The sequence below is a fragment of the Tsuneonella sp. HG249 genome (genome assembly GCF_053819205.1).
Map to the genome: position 1 here is coordinate 1639594 of NZ_JBSOQY010000001.1, position 18626 is coordinate 1658219.

Here is an 18626-nt window from a genome sequence, read left to right on the forward strand (position 1 = left end):
GCTCTCCTTCGATGAGTGGCGGACAGGGTGGGATTCGAACCCACGGTGAGCTTGCACCCACGGCGGTTTTCAAGACCGCTGCCTTAAACCACTCGGCCACCTGTCCGATCAACCGAGCGGCTAGCGAGACAGATTGCGCTTGTCACGAACCCTTTGCGGTTTGCGCCGTTGTCAGGGCTATGCGACAAAGCCCCATGCGCCTGACACTGCTTGCAATTCTCTCTTCGTTTGCCGTCGCCTGCACTGCCGTACCGTCAACGGCGCAGGAAATGTCGTTCGACAGTTACCTCCAGGTTCTCATCGCCAGGGCCCGCGCAGAAGGAGTCAGCGAGGCGACGATCCAGCGGATGACATACGACCTCACGCCCAACCAACGGGTGATCCAGCTCGACCGCAGCCAACCGGGCACGCCTTCGAGCAGCGGCAGTTTCTCGCCCCTGCAGCGCTACCTCGACCAGCACGTCGATCCGGCGCGAATAAGCGGCGGGCGGCGCAACTACCAGGCGCTCGGCCCACTCGCGACCCAACTGGAGGCGCGCTATGGCGTCCCTGCCAAAATGCTCGTGGCGATCTGGGGACACGAGACCAATTACGGCAGCTATACCGGCGATTTCGATCTTGCCCGCAGCCTGGCTACTCTCGCCTGGGAAGGCCGGCGGCGCGAGCTTTTCGCGACTGAGTTCGTCGACCTGCTGAAGATCGCAGACCTGGGGGTCGAGCGCTCGACCCTCAAGGGAAGCTGGGCGGGCGCATTCGGGTACCCCCAGTTCCTGCCGAGTATCTACCTCCGCCTGGCACAGGACGGTGATGGCGACGGCCGCCGCAACATCTGGACCAACCGTACCGACACGCTCGCCTCGATCGCCAACTACTTTCGCGACGCGGGCTGGCGGAGGGGGCAACCGTGGGGTGTGCAGGCCTATGTTCCCGCCGGCCTCGACTGGGCTGCGCTTCGCTCGACGATGAACGCGCCGGTATGCAATCAGGTTCACGGCCGCCACAGTCGCTGGATGAGCGTGGGAGAATGGCGGGCGCTAGGGGTACAGCCGCAGGTCTACCTTGACGATACCGTCACCGCCTCGTTGTTCCAACCGGACGGGCCGGGCACCCGCGCGTGGCTCCTGACGGCGAACTACAGGGTCATCCTCGAATACAATTGCTCGAACTACTACGCGATGAGCGTGGGACTACTGGCCGACGAGATCGCCCGCTGAGCCGGACGAATTCTGCGGCAGCTGCCCGCGGTCGCGGTTGGGTGCCGTACCGCGCTCGCCAAGGTGAAGCGTGCCGGTTATAGCGGCCGGCGAGTCTGTATCGCAGGATAAATCGCCAGTTTCCGCCTGGCGTCTGGAGCGCAGTTGAGTACTTTTGCCAAGATGGTGTCGGCCAGCGCGGTCGTTTGCCTGACCAGTGCGGCCGGTGGTGCGGAGCAGGTGCCGATCGAGGCAGCCGCGCCTCCTCCCGAGGTCCCCATCGCGCTACTCGTCGATCTTTCGTCGGGCCAAACTCTCTACTCCCGCGAGCCCGACCGGCGCTTCATGCCTGCCTCCATCACCAAGGTCATGACGGTATTCACCGCATTCGAGATGATCGACGCAGGCAAGGTGTCGCCAGACCAGTTGCTGATGGTGAGCGAAAAGGCCTGGACCGACTGGCATAGCGTGGGCTCGACCATGTTTCTCGCGCTCGGGCAGCGGGTCAGCATCGATGCTCTTCTCCACGGGGTGACCACCGTTTCGGCAAATGATGGGGCGGCCGTCCTCGGTGAAGGGCTGGCCGGTTCGCTGCCGAAGTGGGTCGACCAGATGAATCAGGCAGCGCGCCGCATCGGGATGCGCGACAGCCACTTCGGGACGCCGAACGGTTGGATGGACGACGGGCGGACCTTCACCACTGCGCGCGATCTCGCCACGCTGGCCGATGCCATGCTCACCCGCCACCCGGACCTTTACGCGCGATACTTCGGCCACAAGCGGCTCAAGTTCAACGGCTTCGAGCAGCGCAATCACGACCCCGTGACGGGGATTGTCGAGGGTGCTGACGGCATCAAGACCGGTTTCACCAACCAGGCCGGCTACGGATTCCTTGGTAGTGCCGAACGCGACGGGCGGCGGCTGGTCATGATCATCGCCGGCGCGCCCACATCGCGGGTGCAAAAGCAGTCCTCGCGCGAGTTCCTCGAATGGGGCTTCCAAGCGTTTCAGGGCCACCAGTTGTTCTCCAAGGATGCCGTAGTGGGAGAGGCGCGGGTCCAAGGAGGCGCTTCGCGGAGCGTGGGTCTCGTGGCTGCGCGGCCGGTGGGCTACGATCTCCCACTAGGACAGACTGGGGCCGTGAAGCTGACGGTTCATTACGACGGGCCTCTTCGCGCTCCGGTCAAGTTCGGCGAGCAAGTGGCGGAGCTCGAAATCGCGGTCGACGGCCTCAAGCCATCACGCGTACCTCTCCACGCGGCCGAGGCCGTTCCGGAGGCGAACGTACTTCAGCGGCTGGTCAACGGCATCGTGGGTATATTTTGATGGATCGAGGGCGGTTTGTCGCATTCGAAGGGGGGGAGGGCTGCGGGAAGTCCACCCAGTCTCGATTGCTCGCCGACGCGTTGCGAGCGCGAGGCATATCGGCCGTATTGACGAGAGAGCCAGGTGGCACCGCTGGGGCCGAGGCCATCCGCCGGCTGCTGCTCGACCCACCGGGCGAGGGGTGGGGTCCGCAAGCCGAAGCCCTTCTCTTCGCCGCCGCTCGAGCGGACCATGTGGCCCGGCTCATTCGGCCTGCGCTCGATTCCGGAACATGGGTCGTGAGCGATCGCTTCGTCGACTCGAGCAGGGCCTATCAAGGTGGCGCTGGCGGGGTGGGAGACGACACGGTGCTTGCACTCCACGATATCGGCAGTGGCGGATTGCGGCCCGACCTGACGATACTGCTGACTGTGAACGCCGCAACCGCCGCCGCGCGGACCCGGGCACGCGACGGCGATGCTGCCGACGCGATAGGGGGGCGCGACGGTGCCTATCACCGAGCGGTCGAAGACAGCTTCGCGACTATCGCTGCGCGCGATGCCATCGGCTTCGCGACGATTTCGAGCGCGGGAACACCGGACCAAGTCCACCAAGCGGTGTGGCGTGCGATCACGCCACTGCTGGACGCCGTCGAATGACCCTGGTGGGACACGAGGACGCTTGGCGCGAATGGCGCGAAGGCCTGAGCGGCGCGCGCATGCACCACGCCTGGCTGCTGGCGGGCAAGAAGGGGCTCGGAAAGATGAGCTTCGCCATGGCGGCCGCGCGCGAACTCGTCACAGAAGCGGGAGTACCGCAGCCTGCCGGCCAACATCCCGACATCATCGTGCTGACCCACCTGCCGAAGGACGATAAGGAGGAAAAGAAGCGGGAAGAGGGGAAAGACTTCGAACTTGCGCGCAATATCAAGATCTCGCAGATTCGCGAGATGCAGCGGCGGCTGACGACACGGCCGACCTTGGGGTCGCGCCGCGCCGTGATCATCGATCCCGCCGACGACATGGAAACCGGCTCGTCGAACGCGCTGCTCAAGAGCCTCGAAGAACCGCCGGTCGGCACATTCTTCCTGCTTGTCGCGCATCGGCCAGCTCGTCTGCTGCCGACGATACGCTCGCGTTGCCGCACGCTGCGCTTTCCGACGCTGGACGACGCCGCGATCGGGCGCATCCTCGCCGCAGAAGCGCCGGATACCGACGCCGGCGCGCGGGCTGCGGCAATCGCCGCGGCGGCCGGTTCGCCCGGCGCGGCGTTCGAGTTCATCGCGCAGGACTTGGGGCCGGTCGATCAGCTGATGCAGCAGATCGTATCGAACGGTGATCCGGATTTTACTTTGCGCGGGGAACTGGCCGCCGAGATCGGCGCCCGGCCGGACCGGGCGCGGGTCGCCGCAGTGCTCGATCTGTCGCGGGCGACGCTGGCGCGCATGGCGGACCGGGCACCGGGGCACGCGCTCCCTGCATTGGTCGATGCGCACGCCGATCTGGTGCGGCTAGCAGCGCAGTCGCCGACGCATAACTTCGATCCCGGGTTGCTGGTGATGCAGATCGGCGGGTTGCTCGCCTCGGCTGCCGCCGCTAGCAGCCTCGCCGATGTCTGAACCCTATTACCTCACGACCGCGATCAGTTATCCCAACGGCCGGCCCCATATCGGTCATGCCTACGAAGCGATCGCGGCCGACGTGATCGCGCGCCACAAACGCGCGCTGGGTTTCGACGTGCGGCTGGTCACCGGGACAGATGAGCACGGCCTTAAGATGGATAAGACGGCGCGTGAGGCAGGCCGCGACACGCACGAGTTTGCCACGGAAATGTCCAACTATTTCCGTGATATGTGTGAGGCTCTTCATATCGATTATAGCGCATTTCGCAGAACGACAGAAGAGCAGCACCACGCGGCGAGCCGGGCCATCTGGGAAAGCATGGCCGCCAGTGGCGACCTTTATCTCGATCGCTACGAAGGCTGGTATTCGATCCGTGATGAGGCGTTCTACGACGAAAGCGAGCTGATCAAGGGCGAGGGCGGTCAAAAAATTTCCCCCCAGGGAACGCCTGTCGAATGGAACGTCGAGGAAAGCTGGTTCTTCCGGCTTTCCAAGTACCGCGATTATCTGATCGAATTGAACGAGAGTCCGGGTTTCCTCGAGCCCGAGAGCCGGCGCAATGAAGTACTGTCGTTCCTCAAGGGACAGGATCTACGCGACCTGTCCGTATCGCGGACCAGCTTCGACTGGGGGGTGCCGGTGCCCGGCAGCCCCGGCCATGTGATGTACGTATGGGTCGATGCGCTGACGACCTATCTCACCGGCATTGGCTTTCCCGACCGCGACGGAGAATTCGCACGCTTCTGGCCGGCCGACCTGCATCTGATCGGCAAGGACATCGTTCGTTTTCACGCCGTCTACTGGCCGGCCTTTCTCAAGAGCGCCGGGCTGCCGCCGCCGAAGGCGGTGTTCGGGCACGGGTTCCTGCTTCACCGCGGCGAGAAGATGTCGAAGTCCCTAGGCAACGTCGTCGATCCGATAGAACTTGCCGAGCAGTTTGGCGTGGACCAGTTGCGCTACTTCCTCCTCGCGGAGGTACCGTTCGGCAAGGACGGCGGCTTTTCCGCCGAGGCGATCGTTACCCGGTGCAACGCCGAGCTGGCGAACAGCTTCGGCAACCTGGCGCAGCGCGTGCTGTCGATGATCTTCAAGAATCTCGATGGAAAGCTGACACCATTCGCGCCGAACGATGTCGATGAAGCGCTTCATTCGGCCGTATCGAGCGCTGCAAAAGGCGATCTGCCCGCGGCATTCGATGCATTGGACTTCTCGGCTGGTATCGAAGCGTGGATGCGCGCGGTGTTCGCTTGCAACCAGTATGTCGATGAGCAAGCGCCGTGGGCACTGCGCAAGAGCGATCCCGAGCGTATGCGGGCGGTGCTTCTCACGCTATTCACGGCGGTGCGAGACCTGGCGATCTCCATTCGCCCGGTGGTGCCGACGTCGGCTGACCGCTTGCTCGACCAGATGGGCATCGCTACGGGGGAGCGCGACTACGCTGCGTTGAACGACGCCGGCTGGTTCGAGCGGCTGGCAACATCGGACTTCCGGCTGGCGCAGCCCGTCGGCGTGTTCCCGCGCCTGGAGCTGCCCGCCGAGGATGCGGCGTGAGGTTGATCGATAGCCACTGCCACCTCGAGTACGAGGGCGTCGCCCAAGACCGTGCCGGCGTCCTAGCGCGGGCGAGGGCGGCCGGAGTGACGGGAATGCTCAACATCTCCACCCGCTTGAGCGAGTGGAATAAGGTGATTGGCACCGCCGAGCGCGAACCCGATGTGTGGGCCAGCGTCGGCATTCACCCCCATGAAGCGGACGGCCATGCCGACCTTGGCCGCGAAGCCTTGCTCGACGCCACCACGCATCCCAAGGTCATCGCCATCGGCGAAAGCGGCCTCGACTACTATTACGACAAATCCGACCGGGCGGTGCAGCGCGACCTGTTCCGCATGCACATCGGCGTCGCGCGTGAGACCGGGCTGCCCATCATCATCCACACGCGGGACGCGGAGGACGATACGGCGTCCATTCTGGCGGAGGAAATGGAGCAGGGGACGTTTCCGGCCCTGATCCATTGCTTCACCGCCTCCGCAGACTTCGCGCGCAGGGTGCTCGACCTGGGCCTGACGATTTCGTTGTCGGGCATCGTCACATTCAAGAACGCCAAGGAGCTGCAGGCTGTCGCGGTAGAGTTGCCCGCCGATCGGCTGTTGGTCGAGACCGACAGCCCGTTCCTTGCCCCCGTTCCGCACCGCGGGCGCCCGTGCGAGCCGGCCTTCGTGCGTGACACGGCCGCGTTCGTGGCCGATCTGCGCGGCGAAACTCTTGAGGAACTCGCGGAAACAACCTCGCGCAACTTCTTCGGATTGTTCAGGAAAGCCGCGTGAAGCTGATTATGCTGGGCGCGGGCACCTCGACCGGGGTGCCGAGGATCGGCGAAGACTGGGGCGATTGCGATCCGGCCGAGCCGAAAAACCGCCGCACCCGGGTGTCGATCATCGTCGAAAGCAGCGCCGGCAAGCGGCTGCTGGTCGATACCTCGCCGGACTTGCGCCACCAATTGCTCGCCAACCGCATCGACAAAGTGGATGGCGTGTTCTGGACGCACGACCATGCGGACCACTGCCACGGCATCGATGACCTGCGGGTCATGCGTTACGATCGCTCGGGGCCGCTGCCTGGCTTCGCGGCCGATGAGACCGCACGCCGGTTGCGCGCTCGCTTCAGCTACGTCTTCGCGGGCGAGCACGGCTATCCAACGATTTGCGAGCTCAATACGCTGGAAAAGCTGCGCATTTTCGCCGGGTTCGGCATCGACAAGTGCCAGATGCCGCACGGTCCTGCCCAATCGACCGCCTACAAGTTCGATGCTGATGGCAAATCAATTGGTTACGCGACGGACTTCAGTGAAATTGTGCCCGCGATGGTCTCGCTGTTCTGCGGCGTCGACCTGCTTGTCGTCGACTGTCTTCGCCGCCGACCGCACCCGACGCACGCGCACTTGGAGATGTCGCTCGATCTGGTGAGGCGCTCCGGCGCCAAGCGCGCGGTCCTCACGCATCTCGACAAGAGCATGGACTATGTGACGCTTTCGGGTGAAGTTCCGGCCAGAGTCCTGGTCGGTTACGACGGTCTGCAGGTGCACTTATGAGCGACGGTAGCGCCGTCCAACTGATCGCGCTGTTCGCCTGGCTGATCCTGGCCGGAAGCGCCGTGGCGTCGTTTCGTCTCGGCTGGAAGGAGAGCATTCGCATGGCGCTGGTGTGGGGCGGAATATTCGCCGCAGTGTTTCTCGTGTTCTCCATGGTGATGGGATGATCTCCCCCTCTCGCCTTACACTTCATTTAACATAATATATATTATCGTCCCAAGATGTCGGATCAGCTTACCCGCCTCCTCCAGATAATGGCCACCCTCCGCGATCCGCAAATCGGATGCGAATGGGATTGTGCGCAACGGTTCGAGACGATCGTCCCGCATACTATCGAGGAAGCGTACGAAGTGGCCGACGCCGTCGCGCGCGGCGACATTGCCGACATTCGTGACGAACTCGGCGACCTCCTGTTCCAAGTCGTGTTCCAGGCGCGCATCGCGGAAGAAGCCGGCCAGTTCGAGTTCAACGACGTAGCGCGCTCAATCGCCGACAAGCTCGAGGCACGCCATCCGCACGTCTTTGGCTCAGAGGAGTTGCGGGCCAAGCTACCCGGAGAAAGCCGCGACGCGCGCTGGGAAGCGCTCAAGGCCGCCGAACGTGCCGAGAAGGGCGCCCGGAGCGCGCTTGATGGCGTGGCGGTCGCGCTGCCTGCACTAATGCGGGCCGACAAGCTGCAGAAGCGGGCGGCCCGGGTCGGCTTCGACTGGCCCGATCCCGTGGGGCCCGCCGGCAAGCTGGCGGAGGAAGCCCGGGAACTGGCGGAAAGCGATGACGAAGGGCGGTTTGAGGAAGCCGGGGACCTGTTGTTCGCCGCCGCAAACCTCGTCCGCGCTTACGGGATCGCGCCAGAAGATGCCTTACGCGCGGCAAACGCCAAGTTCGAACGCCGTTTCCGGGCGATGGAGGAACTGGCCAGTGGGGACTTCGCAGAGCGATCGCTCGACGAGCAGGAGTCGCTCTGGCAGGCCGTCAAGGCCAGCGAGCGCTCATAGGCTTTCGAACCGACCCAGTTCCTTTGAGGCGAGCCGCACCGTAAGGCGCCGCACGGGCCCATCGGCCCCCGCCCCCGCATCGCTGTCGTCGAGGACTTCGCCATGCGCGTGGAGCCAGGCGATCTGTCGCCCGGCGCTCGCGGGCAAAACGAATTGGTGGACGCGCGCGCCCTTGGTGAGCTGCGAGCCGAGCCGGGCGACCATTTCCTCGACGCCTTCGCCGGTGACGGCCGAGATCGCGATCGTCATGTCATCCGCTTCGGCCGCGTGGCGGATGCTGTCAGCTTCTTCCTGAGGTAGGAGGTCGAGCTTGTTCCACACCTCGATGATCGGGATCCCCTCGCCCGCTTCGCCCTGGGTCACTCCCAGATCACCGAGCACCTCAAGCACTTGTGTCTTCTGCGCCTGACTCGACGGGCTGGCGATATCGCGGACATGCAGGATCAGGTCGGCACCGGTCACCTCCTCCAGCGTCGCGCGGAACGCCGCGACGAGCTGCGTGGGAAGGTCGGAAATGAAGCCCACCGTGTCCGACAGTATGGCCTTTTCGACGCCAGGCAGCGCGATTGCCCGCATCGTGGGGTCAAGCGTTGCAAACAGCAGGTCCTCGGCCATCACTTCGGAGCCGGTCAACCGATTGAAAAGCGTCGATTTTCCCGCGTTTGTGTAGCCGACCAGCGCGATGACGGGCCAGGGCGCCCTTCCCCGCCGCTCGCGGTGTAGCGTGCGGGTCTTGCGGACGCCTTCCAGCTCCTTGCGCAAGCGGCCCATCCGCTGGCGAATCATGCGGCGGTCGGCCTCGATCTGGGTCTCACCGGGCCCGCCGAGGAAGCCGAAGCCGCCGCGCTGGCGCTCAAGGTGGGTCCACGATCGGACCAGACGGCTCTGCTGGTAGTCGAGATGCGCCAGTTCGACCTGAAGTCGGCCCTCGGCGGTGGCGGCGCGCTCGCCGAAGATCTCGAGGATCAGCCCCGTCCGATCGATGACCTTGCGCTTGAGCTTGTCTTCGAGATTACGCTGCTGGATGGCGCTCAGAGCACCGTCGACGATGACCAGTTCGGCTTCGCTCTGTTCGCAGGCGGTGGCGATGTTCTCGACCTGGCCCGCACCGAACAGGGTCCCCGGCTTGACCTGACGGACCGACAGAACAAACGCTTCAACCACCTCGATCCCGATCGCGAGGGCGAGCCCCTTCGCCTCCTCCAGCCGCGCTTCGGGTTCGAGGTCGTGGTGGCGGCCCCGCACATCCGGGCACACGACGAGAGCCCGCGCGCCGCGCGAGACTTCGCCCATCAGGTCGTCATCGAAGCTCAGTCGCTATCGCCTTCGAATTCGTCGCTCAAATCGACCGCGGTCGCGGGCTGGATCGTCGACACGGCGTGCTTGTAGGCCAGCTGGACATAGCCTTCCCGCTCGAGCAGCATGCAGAATAGGTCATACGCGGCGATCTTGCCCTGCAGCATCACCCCGTTGACGAGGAACATCGTCACCTGCACCTCCGCCTCGCGGACCCGACTGAGGAACACATCCTGCAGGAGACGCTGCTTAGCGTTCGAGCCCTGGCTGCCGAACTGGGCCGCGTCGATCGGGCTGGTCGGCATGATAGTCGAAACCGCGTGCTTGTAGACGAGCTGGGACTGGCCGTCGCGACGCAGGAGGATCGAGAAGTTGTCGAACCAGGTGACGATCCCCTGAAGCTTAACCCCTTTAACGAGGAACATCGTCACCGGTGTCTTGCTCTTGCGGAGAAGGTTCAGGAAAGCGTCCTGCAGGCTCTGCTGCTTGCCCCCGGAGGTGGGGGCCGACTCGGTGCGCGGTTCTTCTTCCGTGGCGGGTTTCGGGCGCGCGGAAAGCGTGCGTGATGTGGACACTTGAGCGGTCTCCATTGTTGGCGGCCACTCCCCATAAGGTTCGCGGTCCGCAGTCTGGCGCACGATTCGAAAACCGCCCACCGGATGTCACGACCATTTTATGGGGCGTCCGCCTTATTTCGCAAATGCTTTTGCTGCACCCGCGTTCCGGCGGCCCCCGCATCTATTCCTCGCCGTTGCGATCTCCCATGCCGAGCAGCTTCAGTTTGCGGTGCAGCGCCGAGCGCTCCATCCCGATGAAACTCGCCGTTTTCGAGATGTTGCCGGAGAAGCGCCGTATCTGGATCGTCAGGTATTCGCGCTCGAAGCTTTCCCGTGCTTCGCGAAGCGGCACACCCATCAGGGCGGAGACGCCCCCTCCCCCGCCCAGACGCCCGCCGGCTACCTCGCTGGGAAGCATGTCCGCCTCGACCTCGGCGATGCGGTCGCGGGGGGTCATGATGATCGTCCGCTCGACGACGTTGCGCAGCTGGCGCACGTTTCCGGGCCAGTCGTACGCCTGGAGCGCGGCGATGGCTTCGGGCGAGATGGTCGGTGGCGGGACCCCCTGCTCGGTGGCGTAGCGGATGAAGAAATGCTCGGCGAGCGCCGGGATGTCGTCGCGGCGTTCGGCGAGCGACGGAATCGTTATCGGCACCACGTTGAGCCGGTAGAACAAGTCCTCCCGGAACCGCTTTTCTTCCATTTCGCGGGCAAGGTCGCGCGAAGTCGACGAAACCACCCGCACGTCCACCCGCACCTGGCGGGTGCCGCCGACGCGAACGAAGCTCTGCTCGGTCAGCACGCGGAGGATGCGGGCCTGCGTCGACAGCGGCATGTCGGCCACCTCGTCGAGGTAGAGCGTCCCGCCGTCCGCCATTTCGAGCAATCCCGGACGGAGCAGTTTGCCGTCGGCTTCCTCGCCGAACAGCTCCTGTTCGAACCGCTCGGGCGTGATGCGGGCGGAATTGACGATCACGAACGCACCGTCGGTACGGGGGCTCCAGGCATGGAGCAGGCGGGCCGCCACTTCCTTGCCGGCCCCGGCCGGGCCGCTGATCAGGATCCGGCTGCCCGTGTTTGCAACACGCTTCAGCGTGGCGCGCACCGCGTTGATCGCGGCCGAATTGCCGGTGAACTCTTCGCCCCGCGCGAACCCTTCGCGCAGGCGCGTGTTCTCGCGCCGCAAGCGCTCGGTCTCGGTCGCGCGTTGGACGAGCAGCAACAGTTTCTCGGCTTCGAAGGGTTTTTCGATGAAGTCCATCGCCCCCCGGCTCACTGCGCTGACGGCGGTGTCGATGTTGCCGTGGCCCGAGAAGATGATCACCGGCAACTCCGGCTCGCGCTTCTTGATCTCGTCGAGCACTTCGAGCCCGTCCATCGGGCTGCCGTGAAGCCAGACGTCGAGCAGGACGAGGCTCGGCCGCCGCGCATCGACGGCGGCCAGCGCCGCGGTGCTGTCCCCCGCGGTCCGGCATTCGTAACCTTCGTCGCTGAGAACGCCGGCCACGAGTTCGCGGATGTCGCGTTCGTCGTCGACGATCAGAATATCGAGCGCCATCAATCCTCCAGTTATTCCGCTGCCACCGTGCCGCGCTCGGCCAGCGGATCGCGCGCAAAGCGCAAGGTCACTCGCGTGCCGCCGCCCGGCGTGCCAGCGAAACTCATATCGCCCCCGTGCTCCTCGACGATCTTGTTTACGATCGCTAGGCCGAGGCCGGTGCCCTTCTCTCGGGTCGTCACGTACGGTTCAACGATGCGTTCGCGATCCTGAGGCAGGCCGACGCCGTTGTCGTCGACTGCGATGGCGATCATGTCCGGAGTGGCGCTCATAGCTACGCCGATGCGGCCACGATAGTCGGGCTCGGCCGACCGGGTGCGGGCCTCGATGGCCTCGACCGCGTTCTTGAGCACGTTCGTCATCGCCTGCCCCAACTGGTGCCGGTCGCAGGCGATGGACATCTCTCCTTCCGCGTCGGCGGCCAATTTGAAGTTGATCTCGGGGTGGGCGACTTCCTGCAGGAACAAGGCCTGCTTCACGAGATCATGGGCGTCTTCGGTCCGGAATACGGGCTTCGGCAGGCGGGCGAAGCTGGAGAACTCGTCGACCATCTTCCGCAGGTCGCCGACCTGCCGCACGATCGTGTTGGTGAGCTCGTCGAACAGCTCGCCGTCGGTCGCGATCTGCTTGCGGTAACGGCGCTTCAACCGCTCGGTCGCGAGCTGGATTGGCGTAAGCGGGTTCTTGATCTCGTGCGCGATCCGCCTCGCGACGTCCGACCAAGCGGCCTGGCGCTGGTCGAGGATCTGGCGGGTAATGTCCTCGAAAGTGATCACCCGCCCCTCGGGCGCGTCGGCCACCTTGACCGCGAGCGTGAGCAGCTCGCCGCCCTTGGTCCAGTTCACGATGCCACTCGACAACCGCGCATCGACGAGCGTGGCAAGCTGGGGAGCGATCTCGGCCAGCGGCACGGCGGCCGGCACGGGGCCCTTTTCGCCCAGTACAAGTTCCTGCGCCGAGCTGTTCATCAGCAACACGCGACCTTCGCGGTCGATCGTGACGATGCCGGCCGAAATGGACTCGATTACCGCCTCGATAAATGCGCGGCGCTCTTCCAACTGATGGTTGGCGCCGAGCAACGCCGCAGTCTGCTGTTCGATCTGCCCTGCCATTCGGTTGAAGGCACGGTTGAGCATGCCGATCTCGTCCGATCCGGTGCGCCCCTCGACTCGCGCGAAGTCGCCGGTGCCGATCCTGCGGGCGGCACCGACCAGTTCGGTCAGCGGTTCCACCTGCCGGTCCGCAAACCGCAACGCAAACCACACGGCAAGCCCTACGAGGGCGAGGCTGACAAAGAACAGAGCCAGATTGAAGCGGAGCTGCAATTCGCGTGTCCGCTTGGTCAGCAAGTCATAGCCGCTGGCGACGGCTTGAGCGCTGCGCCATTGGCTAAAACCAAGTGATTCGGTGTTGCGCGCGGTGTAAAGGAATATGCCCGCCCCTAGGTCGATCGGTGCGAGTGCCTCGATCCGGGTGGAATTGCCGCGAATGACCGCCGGCTCACCCTGCTCAAGATCCGCAAGCGCCTCGGCAGCGAAGGACACCGGCTTGTTGTCAGACTGAAGATTGGCGATCGCCGCCGTGCGGAATGAGCCGTTTGGAAGGCGCTGGAGAATACCCGACTCGTTAAGCTCGCGAGCCTGGATTTGCTGCCGGTAGACGTCCGCGAACTCTGGATCGGTCAGTTTGAAAGTACCGAGGTAATACCCGATGTCGGATGCCATCGCGACGGTATGCTGGCCCACCTGGAGTTGGTTCTGCTCGTAATACCCGCGGGCGAGGTTGTTCGCGTTTTGCATCAAGCCGCGCGAGTTGTCGGAGAACCAGAAATCGACGCCCGACTGGAACAGAAACGCAGCGAAGGCGGCCACAAGCAGCGTCGGGATTGCCGCAACCAGCGAAAAGAAGAACACAAGCCGAACGTGGAGCCGAGCGGTTGTGCCCGCTGCTCGGCGAAGAGCGAGCCGCCGTCCGAGCAAAACGAGCAACGCCATCGCCGGCAACAGCGTCGCAATGAGCAAGCCCGCGACCTGGCGAGATGGCAGCAATTGGCCATCCGGCGGCGTGCTCGTGAAGGCATACCATGTCGTCCACACCATTCCAGCGAACGTAAGCGCTGCCACGATCTCGAGAATCAGATAGAAATTGGCCTTGCGACTGGCGACCACGAAGCGGCGCCACCAGCGAGGGCTGCGGCGCGGAGCGGCAGCCGCCGCAGCAAGAATGTCCCGAGCCGCCATCGTTGCGCGGTTACAACTGCACTGTTGCAATTATGCAAGGACTTTTCGGCGAGGCGCTTCAGCGAAGCCGTGCGCAGTCGTCGGGGTCGAGCTGCAACTCCGTTAGTCGCTTGCGCAGCGTGTTCCGGTTAATACCGAGTAGACGGGCAGCGCGAAGTTGATTGCCGCCGGTTTCCGCGAGGGCATGGGCGAGCAACGGTCGCTCGAACTGGGCGACCGCGTCATCGTAAAGCTGCCCTTCGCGCACCGGATTGACCCGCAACCAGGCATCCAGAGCTTCGGCAAACCCGGACTTAGCCCCGCTTGTCCCGGCCCGGACGGGCGCCCCCAGGACTTGGCAGACAGTATCCACGTCGATCGATTCTTCGCGCGCCATCAAGGCCAGCCTGTAAAGCGCGTTGCGAAGCTCGCGGACATTGCCCCGCCAAGGATACTGTCCCAGTTGAGCAACGGCGTCATCGTCGATGCGGCGTCTGGGCAGTCCTTCGGCCACCGCCAGCGAGAGGAAATGACGCGCCAAGGCCGCGATATCGTCGCGGCGCTCGCGCAAGGGCGGCAGCTCGATAGGCACGACGTTAAGCCGATAGAACAGGTCCTCGCGGAAAGACCCTGCTGCGATCATCGGCGCGAGGTCGCGGTTGGTCGCGGCGACTATGCGCACATCGACCGAAATCTCCTGCCGACCGCCGACACGTCGGATCCGGCCGGACTGCAGCGCGCGCAACAGCCGCGTCTGGGCCTCCAAGGGCATGTCACCGATTTCGTCAAGGAACAGCGTGCCGCCATTGGCCTGCTCGAACTTGCCGATGGCCTGGGCGATCGCGCCGGTAAACGCGCCCTTCTCGTGTCCGAACAGTTCGCTTTCGATGAGTTCGTGCGGGATGGCCGCGGCGTTGACGGCAACGAACGGACCGGATTTGCGATGGCCCAGCTGGTGGATCGCTTCCGCCACCAGTTCCTTGCCGGTTCCGGATTCGCCCAGGATGAGAACCGTGAGGTCGTTGCGCAGCACCCGGGTGATCATGCGATAGACCCCCTGCATCGCGCGACTGCGTCCGACCAGCGGAAGCCCCTCCCCGCTTTCGTCGGGTGCGGCCTGCCCTCCCCCTCCCCGCGGCCCGGCGGCCTGCACGACGGCTCGGACCAGGTCGTCAAGGTCGAAAGGCTTGGGGAAGTACTCGAAGGCAGAAAGCTCGGTCGCACGCACTGCCGTGTCAAGGGTGTTTTGCGCCGACAGAACGATAACCGGCAGTTCCGGATGGCGCTCGGTTACCGTGCCGAGGGTAGCCAACCCGTCTCCGTCGGTAAGCACGACGTCCGTCAGCATCACCGCGTAAGCGCCGCCCGCTAGCTTGGTGTCGCGCTGGGCTATGCCCTCGACGCGGTCGACCTCGAAACCTTCGTCCTCCAGCGCCGTGACGATCACCGTGGCGATGCCGACATCGTCCTCTACCAGCAGAATCCGGCCCGCCATGTGCGTTACCCTTGTTTCGCGATCGGCAAGTGAATGCGGAAATGCGTCAGACCCACCTTATCGTCGCGGTCGTACGCAATGCGCCCGTCCATGTCCTCGACGAGCCTTCGGACCAGTGCGAGACCCAAGCCCTGCCCGCTCTTCTTGCTGCTCACGAACGGCTCGAACACATTTCCGCGGAGAGCCGGGTCTATGCCCGGGCCATTATCGGTGATCGTAAGTTCGATCGGCAGCCGTATCGAGCGACCCGGCCGGATAGCATTGAAGATCAGCCCGCTGACATAGCGCGTCCTGACCCTGATTCGCGCCCGTTCCCGCCCGGCGCAGGCGTCGCGCGCATTGGCCAAAAGGTTGATCACTATCTGCTCCAGACCACCCTCGTTGCCGAGCACCGCGGGCAACGACGGGTCGAATTCTTCGACCAACTCAGTCCCCCGTAAGCCCCCGCCGCGAACGGTCGCGATCGCCTGGCGCACCGCTTCATGCAGGTTAAGCGGGACGTTGGGTTCAGCTCCTCGCGCGCCAATCCGCTGCATGCGGTCTATCAGGGAGGCTATGCGGGCAACCTCGGTGGCGATCAGGTCCGCCAGAGGCCTGTCCTTGGCGTCCATCCGGCGTGCGATGAGTTGCGCTGCCCCGCGGATGGCTGCGAGCGGGTTCTTGATCTCATGCGCCAGCACCGCAGGTGCGCCGAGCCCGCTGCCTGGATTGCCCTCTGCGGCCATTTCGTCGGCGCCCGCATCCGAAAGGGTGACCACGCGCCAACCCGGGTGCGTCGGCAATGGCGACATCGTGAGGTTGACCCGTCGCTCCATTTCCCCGGCGCGCACTTTGACCCCGCGGGCTACGAGCGGCGTGCTGTCCTCGCGGGAATGCGCCGACACCCTGGGATCGTCGATCGAGACGACATCGAACAGCCTGGCACCAACCATCCTGTGCGCGCTGCGGCCGAGCATTTCTTCCGCGGCCGGATTGGCCTCGACTATGGTCATCTGCGGATCGAGCAGGAGGACGGCAAAGACGAGTCCGGCGACCTGAGCGCGGGGTCCGGGCGCTCCGCTTGCCGCCTCGATCACGCCGCCTGCCGGCGCAACAGCGGCTCGTAGAACCGATCGATCTCGCCCAGCACCTGTGCGGCGTCGTCGATGAAGTTTGCCTTGTTGCGGAACTCGGCCGAGCCGTGGAGCCCCTTCGTGTACCAGCCGATGTGCTTGCGGCCCATTTTGACGCCGGTGTCCTCGCCGTAGTGATCGAGCATTGCGCGATAGTGCTCGCGGAGCGTGGCATGCTGGGCGTCGATATCGGGATCGGCGCGCGCTTCGCCGGTTTTCCACCAGTGCATGACCTGGCCGAGCAGCCACGGTCGTCCATAAGCGCCGCGGCCGATCATCAGCCCGTCGGCGCCGGATTGCTCGAGCGCTTTTGCGGCATCCTCGATGGAGCAGATGTCGCCGTTGACGATCACCGGCACGCCCACCGCTTCCTTTACCTTGCGGATGAAGACCCAATCGGCCTCGCCCTTGTACATCTGGTTGCGAGTGCGGCCATGAACCGTGATCATTTGCACGCCCAGATCCTCGGCGATGCGAGCGAGTTCGGGCGCGTTGAGGCTGTCGTGGTCCCAGCCCATGCGCATCTTGACCGTCACCGGTATTTCAACCGCTTTGACGCAAGCTTTCATCAGCTCGATGGCCAGCGGGACTTCGCGCATGAGCGCACTGCCGGCGTACTGGCCGACCACCTTGCGAACCGGGCAACCGAAGTTGATGTCGACGATTGCCGCGCCGCGGTCGGCGGCCAGCTTGGCCGCCTCGCCCATCGACACCGGATCACAGCCAACCAACTGCATGGAAACCGGGTCCTCGATCGGCGCCCAGGCCGCTTTCTGGATCGACTGACGCGTCTCGCGGATTGCCGCCTGGCTGGCGATCATCTCCGTGACGTTGAGCCCCGAGCCGTGCTGGCGCACCAGCCTGCGGAATGGCAGGTCGCTGACGCCCGTCATCGGCGCCAGTACCACGGGCGTGTCGATCGCCACAGGACCAATCCTGATCGGCCGCAGGGGCGGAGGTGAAGGGTGCGCGTTCAATGTCGGATGCCTAAAAATTGGGCAGGCGCATAGTGGATTGATGAGGCGGGCGCAAGGCGGTAGCGCCGTTGGCAGATGGCCGCCCTCCCCCCTTTCGCCGCCGTGGTGGTCGCAGCCGGTCAGGGTTTGCGGGCCGGTCAGCCCGTGCCCAAGCAGTTTGCGTTGTGGCGCGGCAAACCGCTCGTGCGGCACTCAGTCGAAGCGCTACTGGCCGCCGGCGCCGACCCGGTCGTGGTGACAATCCCCAAGGGGGCGCGGGATACCGCCAGCCGCGCCCTGGCGGGCCTTCCGGCACGACAGGTAGTTGGCGGCGCGACAAGGCAGGAGTCGGTTTCACGCGGTCTGGCGGCCGTCGCGAGCAGCGAGCGGGTGCTTATTCACGACGCCGCGCGCCCGACACTACCTTTGGCAGTCATCGAGCGGCTTCTCGCCGCGCTCGAACAGCACCCCGGGGCCATACCGGTGCTGCCGATCGTCGATAGCCTGGTGGTGGACGGGGCGGGGATTATGACGGGCTCGGCCGACCGCAGCACCCTGCGGCGGGTCCAGACTCCGCAGGCGTTTCGCACCGCGGCCATCATCGCAGCCCACCAGGCGTGGCAGGGCGAGTTCACCGCCGGAGACGATGCCCAGGTGCTGCGGGAGCACGGGGGCACGGTCGCGCTCGTCGACGGCGACGAGGCAATGAGCAAGCTCACGTTCGCGGCGGACTTTATGGCCGAGGCGCCTCTGATCCGCACCGGAACAGGCTACGACGTGCACCGCCTCGTTGCGGGCGAGGAACTCTGGCTCTGCGGCGTGAAGATCGACCATCATCGGGGCCTTGCCGGTCATTCGGATGCTGACGTCGGCATTCACGCGATAGTCGACGCGCTGCTCGGCGCCATCGGCCGCGGCGATATCGGACAGCACTTTCCGCCGAGCGATGCCCAATGGAAAGGCGCACCCTCGTCGCGCTTCCTCGAACATGCCATCTTGCTCGTGGCCGAGGCGGGTTACCGGCTCGGCAATATGGACGTGACATTGATATGCGAGGCGCCGAAGATCGGGAGGCATCGTGAGGCGATGAAGCACCGGCTGGCGGAGCTTGCGGGAGTCGATGCAGGCGCGGTAAATGTGAAGGCCACTACCACGGAACGTCTTGGCTTCACCGGGCGCGGCGAGGGTATCGCCGCACAGGCCGTGGCTACCGTCATCCGCAATTCGTAA

17 protein-coding genes and 1 tRNA gene are annotated in these 18626 nt (G+C 64.8%); 10 read left to right on the plus strand and 8 right to left on the minus strand.

Annotation, left to right across the window (positions count from 1 at the left end; translation table 11 throughout):
- Positions 1-16 precede the first annotated feature (16 nt).
- Positions 17-106 (minus strand) — tRNA-Ser (locus ACWPM1_RS08280).
- Between the two features lie 88 nt (positions 107-194).
- Here ACWPM1_RS08280 and ACWPM1_RS08285 point away from each other — a divergent pair.
- The 9 genes from ACWPM1_RS08285 (at position 195) to mazG (ending at position 8203) form a co-directional block, all read left to right on the plus strand.
- The gene (locus ACWPM1_RS08285) at positions 195-1214 is read left to right on the plus strand and encodes a lytic murein transglycosylase (protein WP_455694362.1); all 1020 of its coding nucleotides are present in this window, start codon (positions 195-197) and stop codon (positions 1212-1214) included.
- Between the two features lie 144 nt (positions 1215-1358).
- Positions 1359-2519, plus strand: a complete 1161-nt coding sequence (locus tag ACWPM1_RS08290) for a D-alanyl-D-alanine carboxypeptidase family protein (protein ID WP_455694363.1) — start codon at positions 1359-1361, stop codon at positions 2517-2519.
- On the plus strand, positions 2519-3157 hold the full coding sequence (gene tmk, locus ACWPM1_RS08295; protein WP_455694364.1) for a dTMP kinase: 639 nt from the start codon (positions 2519-2521) through the stop codon (positions 3155-3157). Before ACWPM1_RS08290 ends, tmk begins: the two co-directional genes overlap by 1 nt.
- Positions 3154-4116: a DNA polymerase III subunit delta' gene (locus tag ACWPM1_RS08300; RefSeq protein ID WP_455694365.1), complete on the plus strand. Its 963-nt coding sequence runs from the start codon at positions 3154-3156 to the stop codon at positions 4114-4116. The genes tmk and ACWPM1_RS08300 overlap by 4 nt, the downstream gene beginning before the upstream one ends.
- A complete protein-coding gene (gene metG / locus ACWPM1_RS08305) occupies positions 4109-5671 on the plus strand; it encodes a methionine--tRNA ligase (RefSeq protein ID WP_455694366.1) in 1563 nt (520 codons plus the stop codon). Before ACWPM1_RS08300 ends, metG begins: the two co-directional genes overlap by 8 nt.
- Positions 5668-6444 (plus strand): TatD family hydrolase, encoded by a 777-nt coding sequence (locus ACWPM1_RS08310; RefSeq protein WP_455694367.1) that lies wholly within the window; start codon positions 5668-5670, stop codon positions 6442-6444. Before metG ends, ACWPM1_RS08310 begins: the two co-directional genes overlap by 4 nt.
- Entirely contained in the window at positions 6441-7208 is a 768-nt protein-coding gene (locus tag ACWPM1_RS08315; protein ID WP_455694368.1) for an MBL fold metallo-hydrolase, read from the plus strand. Before ACWPM1_RS08310 ends, ACWPM1_RS08315 begins: the two co-directional genes overlap by 4 nt.
- Positions 7205-7375, plus strand: coding sequence for a hypothetical protein (locus tag ACWPM1_RS08320; protein WP_455694369.1), 171 nt, complete (start codon positions 7205-7207; stop codon positions 7373-7375). The genes ACWPM1_RS08315 and ACWPM1_RS08320 overlap by 4 nt, the downstream gene beginning before the upstream one ends.
- Positions 7376-7429: 54 nt before the next feature.
- The gene (mazG, locus tag ACWPM1_RS08325) at positions 7430-8203 is read left to right on the plus strand and encodes a nucleoside triphosphate pyrophosphohydrolase (RefSeq protein WP_455694370.1); all 774 of its coding nucleotides are present in this window, start codon (positions 7430-7432) and stop codon (positions 8201-8203) included.
- Here mazG and hflX read toward each other — a convergent pair.
- From hflX to dusB, 7 genes are all read right to left on the minus strand, one after another.
- A complete protein-coding gene (gene hflX, locus ACWPM1_RS08330) occupies positions 8198-9496 on the minus strand; it encodes a GTPase HflX (RefSeq protein WP_455694371.1) in 1299 nt (432 codons plus the stop codon). The two genes, mazG and hflX, sit on opposite strands and share 6 nt — an antisense overlap.
- A gap of 17 nt (positions 9497-9513) precedes the next feature.
- Positions 9514-10074, minus strand: coding sequence for an RNA chaperone Hfq (hfq, locus tag ACWPM1_RS08335; RefSeq protein WP_455694372.1), 561 nt, complete (start codon positions 10072-10074; stop codon positions 9514-9516).
- 163 nt (positions 10075-10237) lie between these two features.
- Positions 10238-11614: a nitrogen assimilation response regulator NtrX gene (ntrX, locus tag ACWPM1_RS08340; RefSeq protein ID WP_455694373.1), complete on the minus strand. Its 1377-nt coding sequence runs from the start codon at positions 11612-11614 to the stop codon at positions 10238-10240.
- 11 nt (positions 11615-11625) lie between these two features.
- Complete coding sequence (locus ACWPM1_RS08345) at positions 11626-13854, minus strand: sensor histidine kinase (protein WP_455694374.1); 2229 nt, start codon at positions 13852-13854, stop codon at positions 11626-11628.
- 58 nt (positions 13855-13912) lie between these two features.
- The gene (locus tag ACWPM1_RS08350) at positions 13913-15328 is read right to left on the minus strand and encodes a sigma-54-dependent transcriptional regulator (protein ID WP_455694375.1); all 1416 of its coding nucleotides are present in this window, start codon (positions 15326-15328) and stop codon (positions 13913-13915) included.
- Positions 15329-15333: 5 nt separating this feature from the next.
- Positions 15334-16404 carry a two-component system sensor histidine kinase NtrB gene (locus tag ACWPM1_RS08355; protein ID WP_455694376.1) on the minus strand — a complete coding sequence of 357 codons (1071 nt, stop codon included), beginning with the start codon at positions 16402-16404 and terminating at the stop codon, positions 15334-15336.
- Positions 16401-17417 (minus strand): tRNA dihydrouridine synthase DusB, encoded by a 1017-nt coding sequence (dusB, locus tag ACWPM1_RS08360; protein WP_455694377.1) that lies wholly within the window; start codon positions 17415-17417, stop codon positions 16401-16403. Before dusB ends, ACWPM1_RS08355 begins: the two co-directional genes overlap by 4 nt.
- Before the next feature lie 75 nt (positions 17418-17492).
- Here dusB and ACWPM1_RS08365 point away from each other — a divergent pair, with 75 nt between their 5' ends.
- Positions 17493-18626 carry a bifunctional 2-C-methyl-D-erythritol 4-phosphate cytidylyltransferase/2-C-methyl-D-erythritol 2,4-cyclodiphosphate synthase gene (locus ACWPM1_RS08365; protein ID WP_455694378.1) on the plus strand — a complete coding sequence of 378 codons (1134 nt, stop codon included), beginning with the start codon at positions 17493-17495 and terminating at the stop codon, positions 18624-18626.

Bases quoted from the DNA above. Each gene is read 5' to 3' on its own strand.
- ACWPM1_RS08285 (WP_455694362.1), top strand. From the start codon at position 195: ATGCGCCTGACACTGCTTGCAATTCTCTCTTCGTTTGCCGTCGCCTGC.
- tmk (WP_455694364.1), top strand. From the start codon at position 2,519: ATGGATCGAGGGCGGTTTGTCGCATTCGAAGGGGGGGAGGGCTGCGGG.
- ACWPM1_RS08300 (WP_455694365.1), top strand. From the start codon at position 3,154: ATGACCCTGGTGGGACACGAGGACGCTTGGCGCGAATGGCGCGAAGGC.
- metG (WP_455694366.1), top strand. From the start codon at position 4,109: ATGTCTGAACCCTATTACCTCACGACCGCGATCAGTTATCCCAACGGC.
- ACWPM1_RS08320 (WP_455694369.1), top strand. From the start codon at position 7,205: ATGAGCGACGGTAGCGCCGTCCAACTGATCGCGCTGTTCGCCTGGCTG.
- mazG (WP_455694370.1), top strand. From the start codon at position 7,430: ATGTCGGATCAGCTTACCCGCCTCCTCCAGATAATGGCCACCCTCCGC.
- hflX (WP_455694371.1), bottom strand. From the start codon at position 9,496: ATGGGCGAAGTCTCGCGCGGCGCGCGGGCTCTCGTCGTGTGCCCGGAT.
- ntrX (WP_455694373.1), bottom strand. From the start codon at position 11,614: ATGGCGCTCGATATTCTGATCGTCGACGACGAACGCGACATCCGCGAA.
- ACWPM1_RS08345 (WP_455694374.1), bottom strand. From the start codon at position 13,854: ATGGCGGCTCGGGACATTCTTGCTGCGGCGGCTGCCGCTCCGCGCCGC.
- ACWPM1_RS08350 (WP_455694375.1), bottom strand. From the start codon at position 15,328: ATGGCGGGCCGGATTCTGCTGGTAGAGGACGATGTCGGCATCGCCACG.
- ACWPM1_RS08365 (WP_455694378.1), top strand. From the start codon at position 17,493: ATGGCCGCCCTCCCCCCTTTCGCCGCCGTGGTGGTCGCAGCCGGTCAG.